This window comes from Aeribacillus sp. FSL K6-2848, from assembly GCF_038004325.1.
GTDB classification, from domain to species: Bacteria; Bacillota; Bacilli; order Bacillales; family Aeribacillaceae; genus Aeribacillus; species Aeribacillus composti.
In genome coordinates this window covers 1691842-1706226 of the sequence record NZ_JBBOQQ010000001.1, presented here as the reverse complement: position 1 = coordinate 1706226, position 14385 = coordinate 1691842, and the positions used below count along the sequence as shown (strand labels likewise).

At 40.7% G+C, this 14385-nt stretch carries 16 protein-coding genes and 1 pseudogene; 2 read left to right on the top strand and 15 right to left on the bottom strand.

What is annotated here, in order from left to right; translation table 11 throughout:
- Nucleotides 1-32 precede the first annotated feature (32 nt).
- Together NSS70_RS08390 and NSS70_RS08385 are read right to left on the bottom strand one after the other, a co-directional pair.
- Nucleotides 33-875, bottom strand: a complete 843-nt coding sequence (locus NSS70_RS08390; protein ID WP_340881271.1) for a creatininase family protein — start codon at nt 873-875, stop codon at nt 33-35.
- Between the two features lie 169 nt (nt 876-1044).
- Complete coding sequence (locus tag NSS70_RS08385) at nt 1045-1407, bottom strand: Na-translocating system protein MpsC family protein (RefSeq protein ID WP_340881269.1); 363 nt, start codon at nt 1405-1407, stop codon at nt 1045-1047.
- A gap of 176 nt (nt 1408-1583) precedes the next feature.
- Between NSS70_RS08385 and NSS70_RS08380 the strand changes: the two genes are divergently transcribed.
- On the top strand, nt 1584-2921 hold the full coding sequence (locus NSS70_RS08380; protein WP_339199658.1) for a 5'-deoxyadenosine deaminase: 1338 nt from the start codon (nt 1584-1586) through the stop codon (nt 2919-2921).
- A 141-nt stretch (nt 2922-3062) separates the two neighbouring features.
- Here NSS70_RS08380 and NSS70_RS08375 read toward each other — a convergent pair whose 3' ends face one another.
- Complete coding sequence (locus tag NSS70_RS08375; protein WP_340881267.1) at nt 3063-3860, bottom strand: ABC transporter ATP-binding protein; 798 nt, start codon at nt 3858-3860, stop codon at nt 3063-3065.
- Nucleotides 3861-4080: 220 nt separating this feature from the next.
- Between NSS70_RS08375 and NSS70_RS08370 the strand changes: the two genes are divergently transcribed.
- On the top strand, nt 4081-4824 hold the full coding sequence (locus NSS70_RS08370) for a DUF3784 domain-containing protein (protein ID WP_242009367.1): 744 nt from the start codon (nt 4081-4083) through the stop codon (nt 4822-4824).
- Between the two features lie 180 nt (nt 4825-5004).
- On the opposite strand, the pseudogene NSS70_RS08365 reads toward NSS70_RS08370, so the two are convergent.
- The 12 genes and pseudogenes from NSS70_RS08365 to urtC form a co-directional block, all read right to left on the bottom strand.
- Nucleotides 5005-5856 (bottom strand): annotated as a pseudogene (locus tag NSS70_RS08365) (ABC transporter substrate-binding protein); the annotation flags it as partial.
- A 100-nt stretch (nt 5857-5956) separates the two neighbouring features.
- A complete protein-coding gene (locus NSS70_RS08360; RefSeq protein ID WP_327859255.1) occupies nt 5957-6589 on the bottom strand; it encodes a HoxN/HupN/NixA family nickel/cobalt transporter in 633 nt (210 codons plus the stop codon).
- 26 nt (nt 6590-6615) lie between these two features.
- Nucleotides 6616-7425: an urease accessory protein UreD gene (locus tag NSS70_RS08355; protein WP_339211317.1), complete on the bottom strand. Its 810-nt coding sequence runs from the start codon at nt 7423-7425 to the stop codon at nt 6616-6618.
- A gap of 2 nt (nt 7426-7427) precedes the next feature.
- Nucleotides 7428-8036, bottom strand: a complete 609-nt coding sequence (ureG, locus tag NSS70_RS08350) for an urease accessory protein UreG (protein WP_063386865.1) — start codon at nt 8034-8036, stop codon at nt 7428-7430.
- A gap of 167 nt (nt 8037-8203) precedes the next feature.
- Nucleotides 8204-8887, bottom strand: coding sequence for an urease accessory protein UreF (locus NSS70_RS08345; RefSeq protein WP_340733535.1), 684 nt, complete (start codon nt 8885-8887; stop codon nt 8204-8206).
- Nucleotides 8880-9329, bottom strand: coding sequence for an urease accessory protein UreE (gene ureE, locus NSS70_RS08340; protein ID WP_063386864.1), 450 nt, complete (start codon nt 9327-9329; stop codon nt 8880-8882). The genes NSS70_RS08345 and ureE overlap by 8 nt, the downstream gene beginning before the upstream one ends.
- Nucleotides 9330-9340: 11 nt before the next feature.
- Entirely contained in the window at nt 9341-11050 is a 1710-nt protein-coding gene (gene ureC / locus NSS70_RS08335; RefSeq protein ID WP_063386863.1) for an urease subunit alpha, read from the bottom strand.
- The gene (locus NSS70_RS08330; RefSeq protein WP_063386862.1) at nt 11047-11370 is read right to left on the bottom strand and encodes an urease subunit beta; all 324 of its coding nucleotides are present in this window, start codon (nt 11368-11370) and stop codon (nt 11047-11049) included. The genes ureC and NSS70_RS08330 overlap by 4 nt, the downstream gene beginning before the upstream one ends.
- A 13-nt stretch (nt 11371-11383) precedes the next feature.
- Nucleotides 11384-11686 carry an urease subunit gamma gene (locus tag NSS70_RS08325; protein WP_063386861.1) on the bottom strand — a complete coding sequence of 101 codons (303 nt, stop codon included), beginning with the start codon at nt 11684-11686 and terminating at the stop codon, nt 11384-11386.
- Between the two features lie 210 nt (nt 11687-11896).
- Nucleotides 11897-12598, bottom strand: a complete 702-nt coding sequence (gene urtE, locus NSS70_RS08320; protein ID WP_066248741.1) for an urea ABC transporter ATP-binding subunit UrtE — start codon at nt 12596-12598, stop codon at nt 11897-11899.
- Nucleotides 12592-13341, bottom strand: a complete 750-nt coding sequence (gene urtD, locus NSS70_RS08315; protein ID WP_094245566.1) for an urea ABC transporter ATP-binding protein UrtD — start codon at nt 13339-13341, stop codon at nt 12592-12594. Before urtD ends, urtE begins: the two co-directional genes overlap by 7 nt.
- The gene (gene urtC / locus NSS70_RS08310; protein ID WP_311067166.1) at nt 13316-14380 is read right to left on the bottom strand and encodes an urea ABC transporter permease subunit UrtC; all 1065 of its coding nucleotides are present in this window, start codon (nt 14378-14380) and stop codon (nt 13316-13318) included. Before urtC ends, urtD begins: the two co-directional genes overlap by 26 nt.
- Nucleotides 14381-14385: the final 5 nt, after the last annotated feature.

The window sequence follows — 14385 nt, the reverse complement described above, 5'->3', positions numbered from 1 at the left end:
TTCTTTTTGTTTGAAACAATTGATCATCCTTTCTATGTCAAAGGACTGTACTGCTTTTCGGTAGAAATGTTGATGAGATCATCCATTTCGAATTCCGCCATTTCCCGCAAAACAACCGCCAGCTTTTCACCCAAACGGTTGGCGATGATTTCTCCCGTTTCTTTTGAAGCTTTTTTTGCATTTCCTAAAACCCCGGATTTCGAAATATCTTCCATCCTCCAAGCAACATAATGGTTGCCTTTTAATTGAAGATGCTTTGCGCTTTCCGGAAACTGGATGAACTCATCGGGACAAAGCTCTTTTTTCACCCAATCGGTTTTGAAGGAAAGAATAAAGGATGTTTCGATTTCTCCCCCGTGGATTCCGTATGCAGCCTCTTTTTCCTCAATGAGATCCTCTGAGACATTGAAGTCATAGCTGTTCAACCGGAAAGTCATCAAACCTGTTTCAATGCGGATATCGCGGGCAACGGAATTGAGTAAATCATGGTTTCCTCCATGTGAATTAAATAAGACAAATTTTCTAAATCCGCTTTTTTTCAGACTTGCGGCAATATCCTTGATCATTGCCTCTAAAGTGCTCCCAGATAATGAGATGGTTCCTGCATATCCGAGATGTTCGATGCTTTTGCTGTACGCAATTGGAGGCAAAATCCAAATATTATCTTCTTCTTTTAAATGTTTGCAAGCTGAATGCAAAATCCCCTCCGCTATTAAAGAATCAGTAAATACCGGTAAATGAGGCCCATGTTGTTCAACTGCACCAACCGGCAAAATGATTAAAGCATTTTGCTTTGGCAATTCAGCAATTTCCTTACTCGTTAGTCTTGCAAAAAATTTCTGTTCAAATGCTTCTCCCTGGTAGCGAAATTCCATGCCGTTTCCCCTCCGAACAAATGATTACTTTTGTGAAAAAAGAAAAGCAGCAGGAAAAGAAAAACAATAAGTTTTTTCTTTCCTACGGCTTGTTTCCATCCCGTAAACAGGATCAAAACAATACCGAATGATCTATGGATAGCCTAAAGGACGGAAAACGTCCTTCAAGCTAACTCATTTTTTTAAGAATAATTGTCATGCATGCTGAGCCAGTGGAAGGATCATAAACTTTTAAAACCGAAAAAACGTTTAGTCCGACAATTGTTTCCATTTTATATTTAAATCGCTTTTTAAATTCATCAATTAATAACGAATCTGCCCACATTGTCAAAGCTCCATCTACTTTTTCAAGAATTTGCAAAGCAGGATCCCGTTTATGCAACCCGAAAATTAAAATTTTTTCATCCGTTACTTCAACTCGCAGTTGAATCACACCTGTTTGAAAAATTTCTTTATTTACTTCGTTGTAAATTCTCGCAATATCTTTTTTTAATGATTGCCTCTGTTCTGTCAAAAGGCTTTTGTCTTTCAAAAAACCACCTCTTTTCTTAAAAATGATTTTACAATTTTTCAAAATGTTTGATTATTTCTTTGTTAACTTTTTTTCCACATTTTTTTATTTTTGTCATAAATTCTTACACTTTTATTGAATTTATCTGCATACATTCTTAGAATGAATTTCAATACTTATAGCAAGGAGAAAGGAATATGAAGAGCCTGTTGATCAAAAACGCACAAATTATTACGATGAATCATGCGGATGAAATTTTCACGGGAGATATTTTCATCGAAAATGGCATCATAAGCAACATAGGGAAAAATCTTGCATGTGACGCCGATCAAATCATCAATGCAGAAAATCGGACCGTCATTCCGGGCTTCATTCAAACCCATGTTCACCTATGTCAGACACTTTTCCGCTCACGGGCGGATGACTTAGAATTGTTAGATTGGCTGAAAAAACGAATTTGGCCATTGGAAGCAGCACATGATGAGGAATCGATCTATTATTCCGCATTGCTCGGCATTGGAGAATTGATTGAAAGCGGGACCACAACGATTGTCGATATGGAAACCGTTCACCATACAGAAGCAGCGTTTCAAGCGATTGCAGGAAGCGGAATCAGAGCTTTATCAGGCAAGGTGATGATGGATCGTGGCGACGATGTGCCAATGGAGCTTCGCGAAAAAACAACTGATTCTCTCCAAGAAAGCGTTGATTTGCTTGAAAAATGGCATATGTTTGCAAACGGAAGAATTCAATATGCCTTTTCTCCCCGATTTGTCCTTTCATGTACAGAAGAACTGTTAAAAGAAGTTCAACGGCTTTCTGAAATATATCAAGTAAAAGTTCATACTCATGCAGCGGAAAATCAGGAAGAAATCAGGCTGGTTGAACAGCAGACAGGGATGCGAAATATCGAATATCTTGACTATCTTGGACTTGCCAATAAACGATTGATTTTGGCGCACTGCATCTGGCTGGATGAAAAAGAAAAGAAAATCATTAAAGACAGAGGAGTAAATGTTAGCCATTGCCCCGGGTCTAATTTAAAATTAGCTTCAGGAATTGCGGATATTCCCGGGCTGATGGAAATGGGAGTTTCGTTAAGCTTAGGCGCAGACGGAGCGCCTTGCAACAATAATTTAAATATGTTTCAGGAAATGAAGCTTGCAGCCCTCATCCAAAAGCCGAAGCACGGCCCTTCCGCAATGAAAGCAAAAGAGGTATTTAAAATGGCGACCATCGGCGGGGCAAAAGCGGTCGGATTGGAAAAAGAGATTGGCAGTATTGAAATCGGCAAAAAAGCAGATTTAGTGATTCTAAATTTACATCATTTTCATACTTTCCCTTCCTTTGAAGCTGATCCGATTTCGCGGATCGTTTATTCTGCTTCAAGGGATAATGTAGAAACAACCATTATAAATGGGGAGATTGTAATGGAAAACAAAAAAATAAAAACACTCGACAAGGAAATTGTTTTAAGAGAAGCAGACCGCTCGATCAAAAGAATGCTCAAAAAAGAAAAAGCAGTTTTCCACTGAAATCCGAAAAAGGGGGTGTCTAATAAGTCGTTTTTACGGATTATTGACGCCCCCATTAATGTGTTAGAAACGTTGATATATCGGTGTTTATGATTTTTTGTTTTCAATGGGGATTTGACTTTCTGGACAGCCCCACTCTCCCTATGACAATCTATTATGATTGTTTTGCAAAAGCTTCGCATAATATCGGCCATGAAAATTTTCCACCTCGATGCCTGCTTCAAAAAAGTCTGACAATCGTTCACTTGAAAGCAGCTCTTCTGTTCTTCCCTCAGCAAAAACCTTTCCTTCCTTTAATAACAGGGAATTGGTGAAGCAAGGCAAAATTTCTTCAACATGATGCGTCACGTACAGGATCGTTGGCGCATTTGGCCTTTTGGCAATTGTTTCAATCAGCCCTAAAAGTTCTTCTCTCGCCAATATATCAAGACCATTGCACGGCTCATCTAAAATAAGGAGCTTCGGCTGAGGCATAAGCGCCCGCAAAATCAGCACTTTTTGCTTTTCACCTTGGGAAAGGCTGTCATATGTACGCCCGCTTAGTTTTTCCACCCCGAATAGCGTCATCAATGACCCCATCTCTTCTAAATCGTGTTCATCCGGTGTTTCATATAAGCCGATTGACGCGAATTTTCCGCTCAAAATAACTTCTTCAACAAGATCATGTCCGTAAATTTTTTCTTGGAGCGATGAGCTGACAAGGCCGATTTTTTTTCGAACCTCGCGAAAATCTGCCTTTCCAAAAGTAAATCCAATGACGGAAACCGTTCCTTTTGAAGGAAACAAATAGCCGTTTAACAAATTGAGCAATGCTGTTTTCCCCGCTCCATTTCTTCCTAAAATACACCAATGCTCGCCTTCATCAACATTCCAATTTATATTCTCCAAAATATATTTTTTGTTGCGAATGAGCGAAACATTTTCAAGTGCAATCACCATACGCTTGCTCCTCTCCATACGTTACATTATAATTATTATTCCAAAAATTTCTGTTGAAGGGAAGAGAGGATCATTGAAAAATCTGATTTTTCCATCAAAAGTGTTTTCTTCTTTCTTCAGATTGGTTTAGTTCCATTAGGTATTTATGCGAGTGAAACATTTGTAAGATAAAACCGTAGAAATAATCAAAATGTTTTGTAAAGCGTAAGGGGGAACCATTGTGTCAACAGATACGATCGTTTTTTTAATCACTATGGGGTTCACACTTATCATACACGGGGGCCTGACGTATTTAGTCGTAAAGAAGCAAGATTACAGCTTAATATCGGGCTTCTACAACAGACCAGAAGAAGAACAGCAGCAATTAATTGAAAATGGTTATCCGCAGGCAATTGGTAGATTGCTGTTTTATACGTTCATCATTTTGTTCATTTCGGTCATTTTAGCACTTTTTCAAATCCCATATGGATTTGAAATAGGCATGCTGCTGTTTCTCATCGTACTGCTCGGCGGTTCGATCTATGTACAAAAATATGAACTAAAGCATAAACGGAAAAAATATTATTGGATTACCGGAATTGTTGCGGCTATTGTGATCACATTCGTTATCGTTTTAGGCTATTTGGGACTTAAGGAGCATGATGTGATCATAAATGACCGACAGTTGAAGGTAACGGGTTTATATGGGGTGGAATGGCCGATTGATGAGATTGACCGTGTGAAGCTGTTGGATGAACTTCCCGAGGTCGTTGCCAAAAGTAATGGCTTTGCGGCTTTTGATCGTTTGAAAGGATCTTTTCGGCTAAAAGAGCCATACGGTGGAGGAGGAAAATTGTTTGTTTACAAAGGGCGTGCACCGTATGTATATATCGAAAAAGATGATGATTATATCATTTTGAATCAAAAAGACAGGGACGAAACGCAAAAGCTGTATGACCAATTACTGGAAAAGATAAGCGAATGATAATAGTGCACATGGAACCCTGATCTATAAATATATAACTGGAAACTTTACAGCAATTCTCTTTTTCATGCCCGATATCCGAATATTCATTAACAGTGCATTGGAACATGTATTTAGAGGCTCCCCATTCAGGAAGCCTCTTAAATTTTCAATCATTGCTCAATCCTATCGGAAAACCTATTAATCTACTACTTTTAAAACAATTTGACCATCCTCTACTACCGCGATTTTTCGTTTCACTTCCAATCTTCCGTCATCACCGATTGATGGAATCTCGTATACGCGTTTGTCTTTTGGCAGATTATCCAGTCCATCTTGCATATGTTTGCGAATAGCTTCCGCATCGTCAACAGTTTTTGCCGCTTTCATCGCTTCAACGAAAATATACGTAGCGATATAGTTGAGCCCTGATTCAGAGCTAGGTTCATCTTTAAACTTTGCTCGATAGTTTTCGGCAAATGCCGGCGCTCCCGGATCATTAGATTTTACGAGCGGCAGCACTCCAACAGAACCTTCTAATACGTCATAGGAACCTGTTATTTTTTCCATAAAATCCAGTTTTGCCTGATCCATGATAATGAATCCGCCTTTAAATCCTAGCTCTCTAGCTTGCTTTGCCACTTTTGCGGTAGGTTCTGAAGCTCCGCCTATAAATAGAACATCCGTTTTTTCTTTAAGAGCATTTGTGACAATGGTGAAAAAGTCGGTTTCCTTTGAAAAATCAATGGATGAATGATATACAACCTTTCCGCCCTTCTTTTCCCATTGTGGAAGCAAAGTTTTTGCCCAGTCTTTCCCATATTGTGTAGACGGCGGAAGAGCGGCTAATTTTTTGCCAAACCGTTTCATAGCATAATCTGTAAAAGGTTCCACGTAGCCGTCATAACGCGGCGGTATGCCGATCGTAAGGGAGTTCCCGGCATCAGTTACATCCGGTTCACTCGTATAGGCACCAATCAAAAACTTTTCAGTCTCATTAAATACTTGAAGCGCCATCACTCCACCGCTGTGCGGCGTAAAAATAATAGGTGTTTTAATAATACTTTAATAATTTTGTAAATAATCCCAATACACATGAAAAAACCCCATTTGGATGGAGTGATCCAAACGAGGTTTTAAGCAATTAATCGATTTATATAAACAATCCGTCTTTAAAGCCGATTTCATAAATATAAAAGATGCCGTATAATATACTAATTGCTCCGGCAAGCGAGCAAATGAACGGAACATATTTTTTCACTTTGCTTCCGAGAATAAACGGCAGGCCGAGAATGGTTGTAAAACAAAACATGCCGATGATCGTCCCGACTCCGAAAATGCAGATGTATAAAAACGCTTGAAAATAGCTTTCAACAGTTGTCATCGTTAACAGCACCATTGCCGCGCTTCCTGCCAAACCGTGAATAAAACCGATGATCAATGATTTAATATTTGTAAATTCCGTTTCATCGTTTCGCGCCAGTTTGTGCCTGCCATCGCGAAGACTTAAAATTCCTAAAATCACTAACATAATCCCGACGAATAATTCCAATGTCAATGAAACCTTCTCCGGAATAGCTGTTTTTAATCCGATCACGATCATCCCGATCAACAAAAGGGTAGCGGTGTGTCCAATTCCCCAATATACTCCTGTTAAACTGGATTTCTTTAAAGTTTTTGTCCTGCTGGCAATTGTGGACACAGCAATCACATGATCCGGTTCAGTTGCATGTTTCATCCCGAGAATCAATCCGAAAAAAAGCACGGATAAAAAATTGACTGACACATTTTTCACCTCTTCTATTTATCTCTTTAATATTTTCGTAATAGGATTGGAGGTTCTTTTAATAGATAAGCTCTCGCCAATCGGTGAACTTCCAAAAACAGCCCCTCAATGTGATCGGTATGGTTTCCTAAAATTCTAATCATAAAGGCAGATGGCAAAAATCTTGAAATGCCGATCCGTCCATCAAACGGTCCTCCCTGCAAATGGCATGAAATCTTTTCCATTAATTTATCATCCACTTCGTCAGAAATAACGAGGAACGAACCGTAATGTGTATAGCCTTCCATATTCAATAATTGATCAATTCCCCGATCCCCTTGTTGATAAAAATGATCGAACAAAATCAATCGATTTTCCTTATAAACTTTTAATTTTAGCCGAATTGCATCGAAACAGAACGGCTGCCCGGTTTCAGACCAGCCCGGCGTAATAATTTCTTTGTACAAAAAGGCTGCACCCTTTTCCATATGGACGATGGTTTCCTGCTCAAAGCGAGCCTGTTCATAAACGATCAACGGATCTGACAAACATTCCAGCACGCTGTCTTTTTGCAATGTAAACAAGAATTTCTGCTTGACAGGTTTTTTCGGTGTTTTATAAATTTTCGTTGAAGATTGTGACGTCACCGCAAGCCTTGCCTTTTCACCTAAGGAAATTTCTTGTGCGTATTCATCCCCGTCTACACATCCGCCGCCGACATGAATCACATAAACGATCGGTATCGACGATTCCGTATAGACCGGCTTTGTCATTTTCAAAGCTCCCTGAAAAAAGTGATCCGTAATTACGGTCCGCTCCCCTTTTTGCTCCGCGCGAATCTGCAAAATTCCTTCCATTTCTACAACCCTGCCAGCAGCGCATTTCGTTTAATCCAATTGATCACATTATCTAAACCAATTTCTTCCTTTAAATTAGTAAAAAAGAACGGTCGCTCCCCCCGCATCATTTTCGTATCTTGTTCCATGATTTCAAGACTTGCACCGACATAAGGAGCGAGGTCGATTTTATTGATGATAAACAAATCAGACTTAATCATCCCTTGTCCCCCTTTTCTTGGGATTTTTTCCCCTTGGGCAACATCAATGATATAAATGGAGAAATCGACTAATTCCGGGCTGAAGGTTGCCGCTAAGTTATCTCCGCCGCTTTCAACAAAAATCATATCTAAATCCTCGTGTCTTTCTTTTAACTCATCAATTGCCGCAAAATTCATCGATGCATCCTCACGAATGGCCGTATGGGGACAGCCGCCTGTTTCGACGCCGATAATCCGATCCTCCGGAAGAACGCTGTTTTTTATTAAAAATAAGGCATCCTCTTTTGTATAAATATCATTAGTGACAACAGCAACACTGAATTCCTTTGACAAATAGCGAGTCAATTTTTCCACTAGCAGCGTTTTGCCGGCTCCTACTGGCCCTCCAATTCCGATTCGTATAGGTTCCATTTTGACTGATTCGGGATTAGCCCCAAATCTTTCCCCCCTTATCTTTTGATCAAGCTTTGCAGTTTTTTTTGAAAAGAAGCAGATCGCTTCTTACGCTTTCCAGCCTTTTCGCTTCAGCCAAGCATGCAGAGAGTTTGTAAAAATAATGAAACTCTGAAAACAGTCTGTTAAGACATAAAAAGTCTTACATGCAATTGCTCATGCCTCATTTGTGCAATTTCAAGGCCAGGTAATTGCGCACCTAAATCGTCGATCGATAGTTTGCCAATTTTTAAAACAGCTCTCCTCACATCCTCCTGCAAATCTTTTAATAGCAGCTGCCCTTCTTTTTGACCGATCGGAATGCCGCGGACTCCGTTTTGTACAAGCGTTTGAATAGTGGAATACAAATACGTTACAAGCGTTGTTTTTTCATCCGCTCCTATTTTTATCCCGACAATGGCAAAAACGAGAGCCGCATGTCCGTAAAGCTTCTTCGCTTTTATTTTTTGAGCATATTGTTGCAGTGTTGGATGAGGGTAAATATTTAAACAAAGCTTCAGCATTTGCTCGCCAATTCTTCGGTTCCCTTCTTTCGTTTCTTTAGCCATTGAGCTGGCGTAAAGAATCTCATCCAGCTTCCAAAGCTCCTCTTGTTTCCCTTCTTTTTCAAATTGATATGCAAGCCGGCAAGCCAGTCCGTCCGTATAGACGAGCTGCTTGTCAATGTACGTTTTTAAAAAACTTTTAAATGTACTTGCATCTTTTATTTTCTGCTCAACAATATATGTTTCGAATCCGAACGAGTGGGAGAAGGCTCCGGAAGGAAAGTTTGAATCGCTTATCTGCAATAAAGGCAGCCAATCAATCATGGTGATGATGTCCGACATATCGAAAAGGTTGTTTTATTTTTCGTTTCTCCCGTTTGCAAGGAATGTTCAGCTCGTTTGCAAGTTGTTCTACAAGATGATCGTATTGCACGATCATTTCATTTCCTTCAAACTGAGCCGGCAAATGTCTGTTGCCGATTTGATGTGCAATTTCTCCCATCTCTTTCAGCGTAGCCGGACAAATGACAAGGACATCTTCAGGCAGGACAGAAATAATGATCATATTGTTTTCATCTTCATATAAAATGTCACCATCTGCCAGCTTCTTTTCCTCCTTTAAACGAATCCCTATTTCGTTCCCGTGGTCTGTTTTCACTCGTTGAATTCTTTTGAGCAGATCATCGCTTCTTAAATAGACGCGCTCCACATGTTTTTCCTTTACTGCTTTTGCATAAATATTTCCAAGTGTTTCTTTAATAATCATCCGTCTTCACCTCAAAACAGAAAATATCTTTGCGCCATCGGAACAACTTCAACCGGCTCACAATTGATCAATTCACCGTCCACCTTTACCTCATACGTTTGTGGATCGACTTCGATAGAAGGAGTTTCACCATTAAAAACCATGTCCTTTTTCGTCAATGTACGAACTCCTTTGACGGGTTTCACAAATTTTTGCAACTTTAACTTTTCGGGAATGCCGGCTTTTATTGCTGCTTTTGACAAAAATGTGATCGATGTTTGTGAGACAGCTTTGCCAAATGATCCGAACATCGGACGGTAATAAACAGGCTGCGGAGTTGGAATGGATGCATTTGGGTCTCCCATCAAACTATAGGCAATCATTCCGCCCTTGATGATCATTTCCGGCTTCACCCCAAAAAAGGCCGGATTCCAAACAACTAAATCCGCCAATTTGCCGACTTCTACAGAGCCGACATATTCAGATATTCCGTGGGCAATCGCAGGATTGATCGTATATTTTGCCACATATCTTTTCACTCTGAAATTGTCATGATCTTGGCCGTCTCCCTTTAAGGAGCCCCGCTGCTTTTTCATTTTATCTGCGGTTTGCCATGTCCGCGTAATCACTTCGCCGACCCTTCCCATCGCTTGCGAGTCGGAACTGATCATGCTGAATACGCCAAGGTCATGAAGAATATCTTCCGCTGCAATCGTTTCTTTGCGAATGCGGGAATCGGCGAAGGCGATATCTTCAGGAATAGCCGGATCCAAATGATGGCAAACCATCAGCATATCTAAATGTTCCTCGAGCGTGTTGACTGTAAACGGTCTTGTCGGATTTGTCGAAGAAGGCAAAACGTTTGGCAGGCTGGCCATTTTCATAATGTCCGGGGCGTGTCCCCCGCCTGCGCCTTCCGTATGGTATGTATGAATGACCCGGTCTTTAATCGCTGCAATGGTGTCTTCTACAAAACCGGCTTCATTTAACGTATCTGTATGGATGGCAACTTGCACATCATACTCGTCAGCTACGGATAAACACTGATCGATCGCCGCCGGTGTTGAACCCCAGTCCTCATGCAGTTTTAAACCAACTGCACCTGCTTTGATTTGCTCCTCTAACGCTTTTTTTCCGGATGAATTTCCTTTCCCTAAAAAGCCGAAATTCATAGGAAAATGTTCAACTGACTCCAGCATTCTATAAATATTCCATTCACCCGGTGTACAAGTCGTTGCATTTGTCCCTGTTGCAGGCCCCGTTCCTCCTCCTATCATTGTTGTAATTCCAGATGTCAAAGCTGTTTCAATTTGCTGAGGGCATATAAAATGAATATGGGTATCGATTCCGCCTGCCGTAACAATCATTCCTTCTGCCGCAACGATTTCGGTTGAAGCTCCGATTACCATTGTGACGCCATCCATTAATAATGGATTTCCCGCCTTTCCGATCGCGGCAATTTTCCCATCCTTTATGCCGATATCCGCTTTATAAATACCTGTATAATCAATAATAATGGCGTTTGTGAGAACAAGATCCATCACGTCTTTCCTTTCGGCAAATGGATGCTGTCCCATTCCGTCGCGAATCACTTTCCCACCGCCGAATTTTACTTCATCTCCGTATACGGTAAAATCTTTTTCGATTTGAATGAAGAGTTCCGTATCAGCCAATCTAATGCTGTCTCCAGTTGTCGGGCCGAACATATCGGCATATTGTTTGCGCGGCATTTGAAAACTCATTTGTCCGCCTCCTTTGTCAACGGTCCGTTCGTCAAATTATTTAAACCGTACACTTCTTTTTTTCCCGAAAATTCAACGAGCTCTACGATTTTCGCATCGCCCGGCTCAAACCTTACCGCCGTTCCGGACGGAATGTTTAAATGCCTGCCGAACGCCAGCTGCCGGTCAAATTCGAGCGCCCTGTTTACTTCAAAAAAATGAAAATGCGAACCGACTTGTACTGGACGGTCCCCTCTATTGACAACATTGAGCTTGATCGCCTCTTTCCCTTTATTGCAAACAATCGGAGCTGATTTTAATCGATATTCCCCTGGAATCATTTTTTCACCTCTTTTACCGGATCGGATCATGGACGGTTACAAGCTTCGTTCCGTCTGGAAATGTTGCCTCCACCTGGATATTTTCGATCATTTCCGGAACGCCTTCCATCACATCATCTCTAGTTAAAATTTTTGTGCCATATTGCATCAACTCCGAAACCGTCCGTCCTTCCCTTGCGCCCTCCATAATCTCATATGTGATGATGGCCACTGCTTCCGCATAGTTCAGCTTCAAGCCTTTTCTCTGCCTTCTGCGCGCTAAATCTGCAGCAACAACGACCATCAATTTTTCCTGCTCTCGGGCTGTCAGCTTCATAACACTCTCCCTTTCTAACAGACAATCAAAAATAACACGATTTTCTTACATTCCATTTCCCTCAATGGGTTGAAGATAAAAGGTGTTTGTTTTTATGTTATTTTTTATTACAAATATAATCCACACCATGTGAAACACCAAGTGTTATGTTACATTTTTTAACATGGAAAATTTAAAAAAATTTTTCTAGGGGAAGGAGGAAGTTTTAATTTAAACTACTAAATATTGTTGAATGTCTTCAATATTTGTGTTTTTTACTACACCCTTTGATACAACAGTTCTTTTGTCCAAAATATAGTATTCATCAGAACAGGCAAAGGCTGAATCTATGCTGTGCTCAACTAAAACGACGCCAATTCCTTTTTTGGACGCAATTTTTACAATGACCTCCTGTATTTGCTCTACTATAGATGGTTGAATCCCTTCCATCGGTTCGTCCAGCAATAATAGCTCGGGCTGCCCGGCAAGAGCCCTCGCAATGGCCAATTGCTGCTGCTGCCCGCCGCTTAAATCTCCTCCTTTTCTCTTCAACATTTCCTTTAAAACAGGAAAAAGCTCGAAAATTTCCTCTAAAACAAGCGTTTTTTCTATCTTTTTCGAAACAGCTTCAAAGCCTAAAATGAGATTTTCTTCCACAGTCAGCGAAGAGAAAATCTCCCTGCCTTGGGGAACATATCCGATTCCTTTTTTTGCCCTCCTTTCCGGAAGCTCATGTGTAATTTCCTGATCATTCCAATAAATAGTCCCGTCCATCGGCTTTAACAATCCAATAATCGTTTTGATCAATGTTGTTTTTCCCGCCCCGTTTCTTCCAAGAATGGAAACGACCTTTCCTTTTTCAACTTCAAGATGGACATTATTCAACACCATCGTTTCATCATATCCTGCTTTCAAACTAGATATTTTTAGCACACCTTTGCCTCCCTTCCTAAATAAACCTCTGCAACAAGCTCATTTTGCTGCACTTCCTCCATGGAACCTTCACACAAAATTTTCCCTTCATGCATAACTGTTACCTGTTCAGCAAAATTCCGAACAAAATCCATATCATGTTCAACAATCAGCACTGCGCATTTCTCAGCTATTTCTTGAATAAACAAGCCGGTTTTTTCCCTTTCCGCCCCAGTCATGCCGGCAATCGGTTCATCAAGAAGTAAAACTTCCGGTTTTTGCAGCAGCTGCATGCCGATTTCAAGCCATTGTTTCTGGCCGTGGGACAGCAAGCCTGCTGGGTCATAAGCTCGATCTAAAAGATCGGTTCTCTCAAGCATTGCCGTAATTTCGTCTTTTTCATCCGCGGTTAATTTCGCCTTCATAACGGAAACAAGATTTCTATTTTGTTTGATCGATAACTCCATGTTTTCAAATACGGTTAATTCAGTAAAAACGGACGGATTTTGAAATTTTCTAGCGATTCCATGCCGAACGATTTCGTGCTCTCTCCGCTTTGTCAAATCTACTCCTTGAAACATCACTTTTCCATCTGCTGCTTTTGTTTTGCCGCAGATGACATCAAGAAGAGTCGTTTTGCCCGCACCATTCGGACCAATTAAAAAACGAATTTCTCCGTGATGAACATCTAAATTGACACCTTGAAGCGCTTTAAAGCCGTCAAAATCAACAATAATATCATGACACGACAGAATCGGATTCACCTTTTTTCACACCTTTTTCAAAAAATTTCGCAATACGCTTTGGAAAAGCTTCGAACAACCCGGCAATTCCTTTCGGGAAAAAAACAACGATCAAAATGAATAGAATGCCTAAGCAGAAAAGCCAAACATCCGGATATGTTTCACTGAAAAAGCTTTTGGCTCCGTTTGTTAAAATCGCTCCGATTATGGCGCCGAATAACGAATGACGGCCGCCGATGGCTACCCATAAAACCATTTCAATTGAAGGGATAATATCCATCATCGAAGGAGAAATGAGACCGACCTGCAAAACAAACAACGCGCCAGCTATTCCGGCAAACGAAGCCGATAAACTGTAAATAAACACTTTAAAAACAGCCGGATCAAATCCTAAAAACCGAAGGCGGTTTTCGCCGTCCCGAATGGCAATTAATACATGGCCAAGTCTGCTTTTGGTAATCCAAACAGATAACATAAAAATGGCAAACAAAGCGAAAACGGTAATAGCATATAAAACAATTTGTACTATTGGTGAGGATAAAGAAAACCCAAAAACGGTGCTAAAATTGGTTAATCCGTTTGTACCGCCTGTCAAATCCTGTTTGGCAATTAAAAGTGTGACGACGACAACAACGACTGCCTGTGACAAAAGAGAAAAATAGACGCCTTTGATCCGGTTTTTAAACGTAAGCATGCCCAAAACCGCTGCCAGCATAGCTGGTATGAAAATTGCTGCCATTATGGAAAAGAAAGGATTAAAGAAGGGCTTCCAAAACCACGGAAGCTCCTGCACTCCGTTCCATTCCATAAAATCCGGCAACGCTCCTTTTGAAGCCTCCAATTTTAAATACATCGCCATGCAATAAGCTCCAATCCCAAAATACACGCCGTGACCTAAGCTTAATATCCCGGTGTACCCCCAAATAAGACAGATTCCTACTGCAATGATCGCATAGCAAAGAAATTTTCCGAGCAACGCTAAGCGGAATTCGGTTAAATAAAACGGGGCCAGAAGTAAAATCAGGAAAAATAACAGATAAATCATTTGTTTTCTGCGCATAATCC

Excerpts from the sequence above, each read along its gene's own strand:
- NSS70_RS08390 (WP_340881271.1), bottom strand. The coding sequence starts at position 875 with ATGGAATTTCGCTACCAGGGAGAAGCATTTGAACAGAAATTTTTTGCA.
- NSS70_RS08380 (WP_339199658.1), top strand. The coding sequence starts at position 1,584 with ATGAAGAGCCTGTTGATCAAAAACGCACAAATTATTACGATGAATCAT.
- NSS70_RS08375 (WP_340881267.1), bottom strand. The coding sequence starts at position 3,860 with ATGGTGATTGCACTTGAAAATGTTTCGCTCATTCGCAACAAAAAATAT.
- NSS70_RS08355 (WP_339211317.1), bottom strand. The coding sequence starts at position 7,425 with ATGGAAGGAATTTTGCAGATTCGCGCGGAGCAAAAAGGGGAGCGGACC.
- ureG (WP_063386865.1), bottom strand. The coding sequence starts at position 8,036 with ATGGAACCTATACGAATCGGAATTGGAGGGCCAGTAGGAGCCGGCAAA.
- NSS70_RS08345 (WP_340733535.1), bottom strand. The coding sequence starts at position 8,887 with ATGATTGATTGGCTGCCTTTATTGCAGATAAGCGATTCAAACTTTCCT.
- ureE (WP_063386864.1), bottom strand. The coding sequence starts at position 9,329 with ATGATTATTAAAGAAACACTTGGAAATATTTATGCAAAAGCAGTAAAG.
- ureC (WP_063386863.1), bottom strand. The coding sequence starts at position 11,050 with ATGAGTTTTCAAATGCCGCGCAAACAATATGCCGATATGTTCGGCCCG.
- NSS70_RS08330 (WP_063386862.1), bottom strand. The coding sequence starts at position 11,370 with ATGATTCCAGGGGAATATCGATTAAAATCAGCTCCGATTGTTTGCAAT.
- NSS70_RS08325 (WP_063386861.1), bottom strand. The coding sequence starts at position 11,686 with ATGAAGCTGACAGCCCGAGAGCAGGAAAAATTGATGGTCGTTGTTGCT.
- urtC (WP_311067166.1), bottom strand. The coding sequence starts at position 14,380 with ATGCGCAGAAAACAAATGATTTATCTGTTATTTTTCCTGATTTTACTT.